This window comes from Pantoea sp. ME81 (genome assembly GCF_903970985.1).
In the GTDB taxonomy this organism is placed as follows: Bacteria; Pseudomonadota; Gammaproteobacteria; order Enterobacterales; family Enterobacteriaceae; genus Pantoea; species Pantoea communis.
Map to the genome: position 1 here is coordinate 1 of NZ_CAJCKS010000167.1, position 10,408 is coordinate 10,408.

At 55.7% G+C, this 10,408-nt stretch carries 11 protein-coding genes; 6 read left to right on the forward strand and 5 right to left on the reverse strand.

From position 1 onward, the window contains the following. A partial coding sequence (locus H7A81_RS22110) for a DUF2000 domain-containing protein (protein WP_182058734.1) occupies positions 1-321 on the forward strand: 321 nt, incomplete at its 5' end. Between the two features lie 36 nt (positions 322-357). Here H7A81_RS22110 and H7A81_RS22115 read toward each other — a convergent pair. Next, on the reverse strand, positions 358-1,692 hold the full coding sequence (locus H7A81_RS22115) for an amidase (RefSeq protein WP_182058735.1): 1,335 nt from the start codon (positions 1,690-1,692) through the stop codon (positions 358-360). Between the two features lie 4 nt (positions 1,693-1,696). Then, on the reverse strand, positions 1,697-2,518 hold the full coding sequence (locus tag H7A81_RS22120; protein WP_182058736.1) for an MBL fold metallo-hydrolase: 822 nt from the start codon (positions 2,516-2,518) through the stop codon (positions 1,697-1,699). Positions 2,519-2,620: 102 nt separating this feature from the next. Between H7A81_RS22120 and H7A81_RS22125 the strand changes: the two genes are divergently transcribed. After that, positions 2,621-3,544 (forward strand): LysR family transcriptional regulator, encoded by a 924-nt coding sequence (locus H7A81_RS22125; RefSeq protein WP_182058737.1) that lies wholly within the window; start codon positions 2,621-2,623, stop codon positions 3,542-3,544. Between the two features lie 121 nt (positions 3,545-3,665). Here H7A81_RS22125 and H7A81_RS22130 read toward each other — a convergent pair whose 3' ends face one another. Next, on the reverse strand, positions 3,666-4,346 hold the full coding sequence (locus H7A81_RS22130) for an SDR family NAD(P)-dependent oxidoreductase (RefSeq protein WP_182058738.1): 681 nt from the start codon (positions 4,344-4,346) through the stop codon (positions 3,666-3,668). Between the two features lie 132 nt (positions 4,347-4,478). On the opposite strand from H7A81_RS22130, the gene H7A81_RS22135 reads away from it, so the two are divergent. Further along, on the forward strand, positions 4,479-5,390 hold the full coding sequence (locus H7A81_RS22135) for a LysR family transcriptional regulator (protein WP_182058739.1): 912 nt from the start codon (positions 4,479-4,481) through the stop codon (positions 5,388-5,390). Here H7A81_RS22135 and H7A81_RS22140 read toward each other — a convergent pair. Continuing rightward, a complete protein-coding gene (locus tag H7A81_RS22140) occupies positions 5,374-6,657 on the reverse strand; it encodes a histidine-type phosphatase (RefSeq protein ID WP_182058740.1) in 1,284 nt (427 codons plus the stop codon). The two genes, H7A81_RS22135 and H7A81_RS22140, sit on opposite strands and share 17 nt — an antisense overlap. A gap of 494 nt (positions 6,658-7,151) precedes the next feature. On the opposite strand from H7A81_RS22140, the gene H7A81_RS22145 reads away from it, so the two are divergent. Continuing rightward, positions 7,152-7,952 (forward strand): inositol monophosphatase family protein, encoded by an 801-nt coding sequence (locus H7A81_RS22145; protein WP_160867140.1) that lies wholly within the window; start codon positions 7,152-7,154, stop codon positions 7,950-7,952. Between the two features lie 160 nt (positions 7,953-8,112). Then, on the forward strand, positions 8,113-8,913 hold the full coding sequence (locus H7A81_RS22150; RefSeq protein WP_182058741.1) for an AraC family transcriptional regulator: 801 nt from the start codon (positions 8,113-8,115) through the stop codon (positions 8,911-8,913). Here H7A81_RS22150 and H7A81_RS22155 read toward each other — a convergent pair. Then, positions 8,884-9,522 carry a LysE family translocator gene (locus H7A81_RS22155; protein WP_182058742.1) on the reverse strand — a complete coding sequence of 213 codons (639 nt, stop codon included), beginning with the start codon at positions 9,520-9,522 and terminating at the stop codon, positions 8,884-8,886. The two genes, H7A81_RS22150 and H7A81_RS22155, sit on opposite strands and share 30 nt — an antisense overlap. 195 nt (positions 9,523-9,717) lie before the next feature. Here H7A81_RS22155 and H7A81_RS22160 point away from each other — a divergent pair. Beyond that, on the forward strand, positions 9,718-10,408 hold a 691-nt coding region (locus H7A81_RS22160), incomplete at its 3' end, for a MurR/RpiR family transcriptional regulator (protein ID WP_182058743.1).

Here is a 10,408-nt window from a genome sequence, read left to right on the forward strand (position 1 = left end):
ATTGCTTCTGCTGCGCCTGACATGATGGGCGAACCTTATGTGGATGCGAAGGGGCGTCAATACGGCAATATGGCAGGCCAGCCGATGCTGGTGTTTGCGGGTGATGTCACGGGATTACAACGGGCTCATCGCCAGGGTTTGGAACGGGAGTTGACGGTGATCCCGTATGTGGAAGCGATGTTCGCCACCGGACATGATGCCGCCAACCGCGAGGTATTCATGGCTGAAGATGCCGACAACCTGAACCTGGTCGGCATCGCGATTCGTGGGCCAAAGAAAGCAGTGGATAAGGCGATTAAAGGGTTGTCACTGCATGGGTGAAAGCGATCGCCACCTGTGGCGACCGCATTAATTTCTTTAGCGACTGCGCAGCTCGATGATTTCAGCCGCGCGCAACAACAAATCTTCCCGGCCACGCAGCGCCAGCAATTCGACGCCAATTGGCAACCCATCTTGACTGAGGCCTGCGGGAATCGAAATGGCTGGCGCGCCAGTCACTGCGGAAACCAGCGCATTGCTGCCTTCCTGCATCTCGCCGTGTTTGACTGGCGCACGGCGCACCACCGGGTAGGCCAGCAGGTTAATGTTGTGCTGGTCGAACATCGCCACCAACTGCTGGTAAAGATCATGCTGGCGCTGCTGCACCCGTGCATAACCTTCGCTGGCCGTGCCAGGATGTACCGCGCGGGTCTTAAACACGGTTTCGAGCTGAGGATGATACAGCCCGGACGCAGCGATATCCTGCAGGGTATGGAACTGCGCCTGCGGCTTATCGGCTAAATACTTCGCCAGCGCTTCAGCAAATTCATAGCCGATGATATTGGCATCAGCCGCTAACGTCTCCAGCTCGGGCCAACTCAGCGTGGCAGGCGCGAACCCAGCCACGGCAGCCTGCACCGCCTGATTAATCGCATCTTCATCAGCGGCAAATCCTTCCTGCCAGATGCCGACCCGTAATGCTTCTCCCTCCGTAGCAAACGTCTTGCCGCTAAGCACTTCGCTGGCGATGCGCAGATCGGTCGCGCTGCGTGTCAGCGGGCCGGGGATATCCTGCGTCGGCGACAGCGGCACAATGCCCGATGTGCTAAGTGCACCTCGCGTCATGCGTAAGCCGAACAGGCCATTAAACGCAGCGGGTATACGCACCGAACCTGCTGTGTCGCTGCCAATGGCGAGAGGCACATAACCGGCGGCAACGGCAACTGCAGAGCCGCTGCTCGATCCGCCCGGTGAACGTCCTTCCCGCCAGGCATTGTGGGTGAAGCCGGTCAGCGACGAGGCGCCGGTAATGCCCGCAGCCAGTTCATGCATCGCGGTTTTACCGATAATAACCGCGCCCTGGTGGCGCAGTGTGGTGACCAGCGGGGCATCGGTTTGGGCGATGACGTCACGCAACATCACCGAACCCGCGCTGGTGGGCCAGCCTTGTACTTCAATATTGTCTTTAATCAGCACCGGGATGCCGTCCAGCTGACCCAACGCCTCACCGCGTTGACGGCGTGTATCACTCAGTTCTGCTGCCGCACGCGCGTCATCCGCAAACAGCCAGGTGATGGCGTTGTAGCGCGGCTGGTCTGCCTCACTTATGCGCTGCAGTGCGAAGTCGGTCAGCTGGCGCGCGGTAACATCACCGCGTTGCAGTGCCAGGGATAAGTCGCTCAGCGACGCGGTGAGATAATCAGCGTTTTGCATCCGGTCAATCCTCAAGTGGAGTCCATTGCCCATCAGGCGTAACACGGCCCAAAGAGCTGCTAAGGAAATGGGAACTGAACCAGATTGCCTGATGTTGCTGGCACCAGTCTATAACGCGTTGACGTGAAGCCATGGCGAGCGGAAGGTCTTCACAGAACAGCGAGTTCCAATGCGGGTGTTGAAATTGCACCGGATGGTGCATCACATCACCTGGGAAAATCGCATACTCGCCCTGGCTTTCCAGCACAATCGATGCGTGATCGATGCTGTGACCCGGCGTGGAAATATAGCGCAGCACGCCGGCGAACAGAGGAGATTCCTGCACATTGATGGTCTGCAGCTGGTCGCGTTCGATCAGCGGCAGGATACTGTCGCGATACAGTTCCTGACTGGCGGGATCGTCCTGACAGTGCTGCAATTCCGCCGCCGAGCAGACATAACGCGCGTTGGGGAACAACGGCTGCCACTTACCGTCCACCCAGTGCGTATTCCAGCCAACATGATCGGTATGGATGTGCGTCATCAATACCAGCGTGACTTCAGCAGGATCAACGCCCGCCCGTGCCAGATTTTCGACATAAGGCGTATTCAGCTGATGGAATAATGGTTTGTTATCCCGATTGCGCCCATTGCCGGTTGCGGTATCAATCAGAATAGTGTGTTCAGCGGTACGCACCACCCAGCTGTGTATCGACACTTCAGCCGGCTGTTCGGCAAAGGCGTCACTCATCTCAGAACGATGTGCCTTGAACAACGCCCCAAACGGAAAAGCGGCGCGCTGCTCAGTGATTTTTTCAACCCGGCACTCGCCTACCTGAATGTTCATGCTGTGCTCCACTTGATAGAGGACGCGTTCAACAGCGTCCGTGACAGTAAGTTGAAAGTCACTATACTGAGGCGGGAAACATTATTTAAATCGATTAAAATCATGAACAAAATCAATGAAAATGATTTCTCTCGTATCGACCTCAATCTGTTGGTGGTGTTGATGGTGATGTACGAGGTACGCAGCGTCACGCAGGCCGCCAATCGCCTTTACCTCGGCCAGCCAGCGGTGAGTGCCGCTCTGAAAAGGTTGCGTGAAATGTTCGATGATGCGCTGTTTATCCGCACGTCATACGGCATGACACCGACGCCGCGTGCCGAGCAATTAGTGCAGCAGTTCGCACCACTGATGCAGGGGCTGCATCGGGTGATCTTTACGCCCGATGCATTTGATCCACAGCGTGATAACCGCCGTTTACGCATCGGCATCAGCGATTGGCTGGAACAGTGGCTGATGCCTGATTTGTTAGCGGAACTTGCCACTGCAGCGCCCGGTGTGGATATTCATGTCGTCGCTGCCGATCCCTGGCAGGCGATTCCGTTAATGGAGCAGCAGCAGGCAGATGTGGTGATCACCGTTGGGAATGAAGTTAGTCGTGACTTAACCCGCGAGAAAATCGGCCCGGCGGGTTTTCGCACTGTGTGGAGCCGCCAGCAAATTGCACTGGAACGCCTTACTCTGGCTCAGTTTGTCGGTCATCAGCATGCGCTGGTGTCTTATCGCGGTGCCAGCGAAAGTGCCCTTGACCATGCTCTGCAGCGCTTGGGTAAATCCAGACGTGTACGCTATGTCACGCCGCACTTTTCCAGCTTACCGCTGCTACTCCAGCAGTTGCCGCTGTTCGCCACTGTACCGCAGGGGCTGGCTCCCGCGTGGTGCCAACGCTATGGCTTAAATGCTGCGCCCGTGCCGGTTGAAATGCCGGATTATGAACTGTCTTTGTTGTGGCACAACGCGCAGCAAGACGATCCGGCAAACCGCTGGCTGCGCGAGACATTGCGCAGTCTGCTGCTGCGGAAGATTTAGTCTGGCGTTCGGAATTCAGAATTCAGGCTCAGGCTCAGGCTCAGGCTTCAGGCTTCAGGCTTCAGGCTAAGACTTCAGACTTCAGGCTCCGGGCTGCAGCGTCCGGCGCATCCCTTTGACTTCACCAGGGCACGACGCGACCCAGATAATCGAGATAATGCAGCCCGGTGCGACCCGCATAGGCTTCCATCGTGTTGAGCAGATTCGGGATACTTTCGTCGATGGTCAGGCGAGCTTCCGGCCCGCCCATATCGGTTTGCACCCAACCCGGCGCCATTAACAGCAGTGTGCGCGCATCCTGATGACGGGCGGCAAAGCTGCGCATAAACATGTTCAAGGCTGCTTTGCTACCGCGATACACCTCGTAGTTGCCATTAATGTTGTTGGTCAGACTGCCCTGACCGGAGGACATCACGGCAATCGTGCCGCTGGGGCTGACCCGATCTTTGAATGTCTCGATCACGCGTAATGGGCTGAGCGCGTTGGTCACCATCACACGGGTGAACTCCTCGGTTGAAACATCGGCTATCGTTTCCCGATCGTCATTTTTCACCCCGGCATTGACGAACAGCATGTCAAACTCCGTGCCCGCAAGGCGTTGATGCAGAGCGCGAACCTGCTCGGGTTCAGTGATATCCACCGTTTCTACCGTCAGCTGTTGCGGATAGCGCGCAGCCAGCTGCGCCAGTTTATCGGTAGAATGGGCTCGCCCGGTGGCCACAACCTGGTAGCCTCGCTGTAGCATGGTTTCTGCCAGTGCGAATCCCAACCCGCGTGACGCGCCAATCAATAATGTTTTCATCCTGTGTTCCTCAGTTGAGTTCTTAAGAAAAGTCTAGCGCGGAGTGAGGGGAGGCGGAACACGCAGCCTATGCAGTGATAACCTGCATCAAACGCCTTGTTATGCCGCTCGACATCCAGCAGGATAGTGTCCATGAACACCACCGATCTGAATTTACTCTCGGCACTCGACGCGCTGCTCACCACGGGCAGCGTGGTGGGCGCGGCACGCCAGTTGAACCTGAGCGAGTCAGCGATGAGCCGTACGCTGGGCCGACTACGCAATGTGACGGGCGATGCATTATTAGTGCGAGCCGGACGGCAGATGGTGCTGACCCCTTATGCGGAAGCGATGCGTGAACGGACGCACCGTACGTTGCGGGAAGCACATGCCGTGCTCAGCCCGGATGCTGAAACGCTGGATTTAGCACAACTGAATCGCTGTTTTAGGTTGCGCACCAACGAAGGCTTTGTCGAAGCGTTTGGCTGTGCGTTGATTGCTGCTGTGACCGCGCAGGCACCGAAGGTCGAGTTGGTCTTTGTGGCAAAGCCGGAGAAAAGTGATCGTGAATTGCGTGATGGCAGCATTGATATAGAGATTGGCGTGCTCGGCAATATGGGGCCTGAAATCCGCTTGCAGGCGCTGTTTCGCGATCGTTTTGTCGGCGTGGTGCGCGCGGACCATCCTTTGACACAGCAGATGGACATCACCCAATTGGCCCGATTTGGCCATATTGTGGCGTCTCGTCGCGCAGAACGGGGTGGACCGATCCATGACGCCATCGAGCAAGCCGGATTGCAGCGCAAGGTTGTTGCTGTTGTGCCGGCTTTCTCTGCCGCTGTGGCGCTGGTGGTCGATTCGGATTGGGTGGCGCTGGTGCCACGTTCGCTGGTTGCACATCACCCATTGATCGCTCACAGCCAGGCGTTAGCGATGGTTGAGTTGCCCTTTGCCACGCCGGAAATGACAGTGTCACAAATGTGGCATCCTCGACTGGAGAATGATGCCGCGCATCGCTGGTTGCGCGGCGTGGTGAAACAGGTTTGCGTTATGGCGCGTAACTGATCGGCGTAATGGCGGTAGGATCAAGTTGCTGACCGAATTTCGCTAACGTGGATGCCATTGGACAAAGCGTACCCACCTCGGTGACCCGGCAGTCAGGCGCTCGCCACTCTTCTCGCAGCAGCGGATGCGCCTGATTGACGGACTGCAGATGACGAAGGTCGTCGAGGCTTTGTGCCTGGAAATAAACATGCAGCCAGCGCTCGCCACTCTGCTTATCGCGCCAGCGTTCAAACACCAGGCTACTGCCGGGCGGAATATTCCCGCGCGTGTAACCCGGCAAAGTCCAGGTGAAGCCCATCAACGTGCGCACCATCGCGATGTTAGTGTCATGTGCGACAAACAGCAGCCAGCGTGCATCCGGCACGGCATCTGAAACGGGGCTGACACCCTGTTCAACACCCTGAATCATTTCATTCAGCAGAATGGAGCCACGCTTTTTCGCCGTATACAGCACGTCGTTGCTAAGATCGTAATTGGCGGTTAACAGCGGCAGCACGGCGGTGATTTGCGCGGAGTGTGTAATGTTGCCCCACGCCAGTTGATCCGCTGGCAGGTTTTCATTCCAGCCCAGACGTAACGTTTCAACCATACTGGCGAGAACGCTCAATCCCTGAATATAGGTTTGACCGCCTTTGCTCTGTTTTATCTGCCACGGCTTGTCGAAGAAAGTGCAATCGGTGTCAGACTGACACACCGCACTCTTCAAAGCCTGAACCGCTGGTTGCAACGCTTGCTGACGTGCTGCCAGATCGCCGGTGGCAGCGGTCACGGCGGCAAATTGTTGTGTGGGATCGGTATTGGTGGCCGGGAACGCTTCGGTCTGGAACAAGGGATCATCTTCACCTGCCACGCGATGCACCGGGACGCCACAGCCAGGAAACGCACCGTCCACCAGCGCCTGGGCGGTGGCGCGGGTACGCTGCAATGGGCTGGCGCGAACATAGACCTCCTGCGCCTGTGGACAGCCTGAGGCCAGCAATCCAAGTTGGCGATAATGGTCGCCTTCCCAGCGCCCCTTGTTCACCACGGCGGCATAGCCGTGCCCGGTTAACTCGCCATCGTGTGTGGTCCAGATTGTCCACGGGCGCTGGGTTGCCGCTTCAATCTCTTTGCGGTTGCCGGGCGTGGGCGGGCGAATACCATGTCGGCTCAGTTCCACTACCTTTTCCAGCTGATACTGAGCTTCCGCATGTGCCGGTGAGGCGCTCATCCACAACGTACCGGCAATCAACAGGCCTGCGACATACTGTTTGCGAAGCGTATGCATATTCAAAAACCTCTGGATACTTAACCTTATCCAGGAGGGAAGAGGTCTAAGAATTTTGGTCGTTATAGGAATACGAAGTCTCTCGAACAAAGAATGAGTTTAAATTTGAACTGCAGAGATGCATATCGGTTTAATCTAAAACCTAATCCGACTGTTTTCCATACGGTCATTTCGGTGACAGCCATTGGTTTCTTACAGCTCTTCACACTGAGCATTAATGCCAAATCTCTGAAACTAAGCCTTTAATGCTGATGTCAGATAAGAATTCACCGTCGTTTAAATAAAAACACTTTCGATTTGTCATTTAAAATTATTGTCATGGAATAGGGACATATTGCTTTGAGAGCGTTTCGACACATTAGTATTCACTGCTAATTTTTGGCCTTTATTGCTATTGCGCAGATGGAGCAGCACTTGCCGCTGGCTTCTGCCGTGGCGATTGATTTTAAACCTCAGGGATTAGCCCTGATTGCCGGATAATTTAAGGACAGATAATGAGTGACACCGTGAATGACGCGCTGCTGGCACGTTTGATTTTGGCAGAGAAAGTGGCACGCGCAGGGGGCGAGAAGGCGCTGGAGTATTTCCATCATCGCGACACGCTGGTGGTCGAGACCAAGTATGATTTGCAGGATGTGGTGTCGCGCGCTGACCGCGAAGTCGAGCAGATGATCGACCAGCAGATTCGCGCTCAGTTTGCCGACGACGGTTTCCTGGGGGAAGAGTACGGATTGCAGGAAGGCACATCGGGATACACCTGGGTAGTCGATCCGATTGATGGCACCAGCCCGTTTTTGAACGGCATGCCTAACTGGTGCGTCTCCGTCGCGGTACTGCATGACGGCGTGCCGGTGATCGGGGTGATCTATGCGCCCACCTATCAGGAGTGCTATGTAGCGGCGCTGGGGCAAGGCGCGACTTTGAATGGTCGTCGCTTGCAGGTCGATCCAAACCGCACGCTGCAAAACCATGTCACTGGCTTTGGCGCTAACAGCCACGTTAGCCCCGCTGAAGTGGGTAAAATCCTGGCCTCATTGCTGGAAGCCGGGGGCAACTTCATCCGTATCGGCTCTGGCGCACTGATGCTGGCGTGGGTAGCCGCTGGCCGCGTAGTGGGCTATTACGAACCTTATATGCACGCATGGGATTGTCTGGCGGGCTACTGCCTGGTGAAAGAGGCGGGCGGCTGGTATCACCCGTTCAATACCGAAGGCGAACGTTTGCTGAAAGGCGCTCAGGTGCTGGCGGTGGCGCCTGGCGCAGAAGCTGATTTGAAACGGATTGCGGGAATTTAAGCCTTATCCTCGCTGCCGGAAGCCGTTGCAGCAGCGACTTCCGGCAATCGTTTTTTTCAAAATCGGCAAGGATGCGAATCAGCCTTCACACCCCAACAGCATTGCAATTCGACCCTGGCGATGCTGTTATAACCCATCACCATATTTACCGGGTCATCGCGTGTCACTCTCCTCATCAGAATGGTTTAGCCGCAATGGCATTGAATGTTCGCGCGTGAACGCCACTGGCAGCCGCTTTCCACGTCATCTGCATGATGAATATGTAATTTGCGCTAACCTCAGCGGGCGCGAAGAGATTTGGCTCGATGGCAAAGTCTCTGACGTGTTTGCCGGGCAGGTGACGATTTATAATCCCAGCGCGATTCAGTCCTCCTTATTCAGCAATGATCCGGTGAGTTTTATCAGCATCCACTTGCCGCAGGTGATTTTATCCGAAATGTTTGGCACTACCGCTGCGCCCGCTTTGCGCGAAGGGGTGTTCCATGACGCGCGGTTGTTTCAGGCGATCACTGAATTTGACCAGGCCGCGCGCGCAGGAGATGAGTTACTGCTGGAACAACAGCTGCTGTGGCTGTGTGGTGAACTGCTCGACGATAAAGAGAGTGCCGAACAGGGGGAAGTGCAGATTATCGAGCAGGTGAAGCAGTTTCTTGGTGAACACTTGCACGAGAAACCGCAACTGGATGCGCTGGCGCAACGTGCCGGGCTGAGTAAGTATCATCTGGTGCGTCGTTTCACCCAGCTCACCGGGTTGCCACCGTTGCAATACCATATGCAACTGCGGCTACAGCAGGCGCGGGAACTGTTGCGCCGTCGGGTACATCCGCAGGAAGCCGCGCTGCAACTGGGTTTTTACGATCAAAGCCACTTCATTAACGCCTTTCGCAAAGTAATGGGTACCACACCACACCATTACGCCCAGCAAATTGCCTCAGCCCAATACAAACTCCCGATAGCCTGACACCATCACATAGGCGGCGAAGTAGCAGAAGATCAGCGCGGAGGCGAGATAGGAGTATTTTAACAGGCGCTGCCCCAACAGCTTACCGCCCATGCTGCCCACCAGGCACAACACACAGGTCCAGACCACTCCCGCGATAAAGAACCCACCGAGGAAAGAGGAGGTGGCATTGACGCTGCCGTGCCCCATGCGAGCAATCAGTGCGCCGCCCACGCTGGCAAACCACAAAATCGCCGTGGGAGATGACATCGCCAGCACCACGCCACGGCTGAATTCGCGCAGTAACGAACGATAAGGCTGTTGCTCCGTTGGGGGTAACGCCGCGTCTTTACACAGTGCAGCGATCAACATTTTACCTGCGAACCACAGTAGTAATAATCCACCGCCAATCCACAACACCCAGCGTACCGCCGTAAACTGCAACACCACTGCCATACCTGCCAGCGCCAGCAGCGCATAAATCAGATCGCCAATACAGGTGCCAATCCCTAACCAAAAACCGTGAAAATAGCCGCGCTGCATCGCGAGGGTAATCATGGCGATATTCGCCAGCCCAATATCAAGACACAGCGATAAACTCAGCAGAAAACCATTTGAAAACTGCAGCATAGCGACGAGCCTGTCCTTATTTTTTCTGTGGGCGGCATTAAACCACGGCACGAATCACACTGTATTGGAAAGAATTGCGCCACAGCGCCCGGAGCAGCACGACATGCGCTTCAGGATGAATCGTCTCTGCGTCTGGTTTTCTCGCCGTCGCAATTATGTTTATATGCATCCATCTGCCATCAACGACCAAACGCCATGAATCTTCGGGAAAAAATTGTCGGCCAGTTCAGTGAGCTGTCACCAGAACTGCAGCGCGCGGCTGAGTTCTCTCTGCAAAATGCCAATCAGCTGGTGGTGCAATCGATGCGCGCGTTTGCCGTTGAAGCCGGGGTGAAACCTGCCACGCTGCTGCGCCTGGCGCAACGTTTGGGCTACAACGGCTGGGGCGAACTGAAAGATGCCTTCATTGATGATATTGGCCTGCGCAATGATACATACGTATCCAAGGCCGAGAAACTGATCGCCAAAGGAACACAGCTGCAGCTGTATGATGAGGTGTTTAGCGCGCATCAGGCCAATCTTGCCTTTACGCAAAACGAAAATCAGCAGGAAATGGAACAAGCTGTGACCTTGCTCGATGCGGCTGATAACGTCTATATCTGCGGCTTTCGCGCCAGTTTTCCCATCGCCTGGTCGCTGTTTTATGTTTACCGACTCTTTAACCGTCAGGTCTCGTTGATTGATGGCCTGGCCAGTAATATCGAAGTGTTTACCCGTGAACTCACCGCGCAGGATTGTGTGCTGCTGACCAGCTTTGCGCCTTATTCCCGTGAGTCACTGGATGTGCTGCGCGCCGCGCAGCAGGCAGGGGCAAAGATCATCGCGATTACCGATTCACCGGTTTCCCCGCTGGCGCAGGCCGCCGAATGCACCCTATTATTCTCTA

Excerpts from the sequence above, each read along its gene's own strand:
- H7A81_RS22130 (WP_182058738.1), bottom strand. The coding sequence starts at position 4,346 with ATGAAAACATTATTGATTGGCGCGTCACGCGGGTTGGGATTCGCACTG.
- H7A81_RS22120 (WP_182058736.1), bottom strand. The coding sequence starts at position 2,518 with ATGAACATTCAGGTAGGCGAGTGCCGGGTTGAAAAAATCACTGAGCAG.
- H7A81_RS22135 (WP_182058739.1), top strand. The coding sequence starts at position 4,479 with ATGAACACCACCGATCTGAATTTACTCTCGGCACTCGACGCGCTGCTC.
- H7A81_RS22115 (WP_182058735.1), bottom strand. The coding sequence starts at position 1,692 with ATGCAAAACGCTGATTATCTCACCGCGTCGCTGAGCGACTTATCCCTG.
- H7A81_RS22140 (WP_182058740.1), bottom strand. The coding sequence starts at position 6,657 with ATGCATACGCTTCGCAAACAGTATGTCGCAGGCCTGTTGATTGCCGGT.
- H7A81_RS22125 (WP_182058737.1), top strand. The coding sequence starts at position 2,621 with ATGAACAAAATCAATGAAAATGATTTCTCTCGTATCGACCTCAATCTG.
- H7A81_RS22155 (WP_182058742.1), bottom strand. The coding sequence starts at position 9,522 with ATGCTGCAGTTTTCAAATGGTTTTCTGCTGAGTTTATCGCTGTGTCTT.
- H7A81_RS22145 (WP_160867140.1), top strand. The coding sequence starts at position 7,152 with ATGAGTGACACCGTGAATGACGCGCTGCTGGCACGTTTGATTTTGGCA.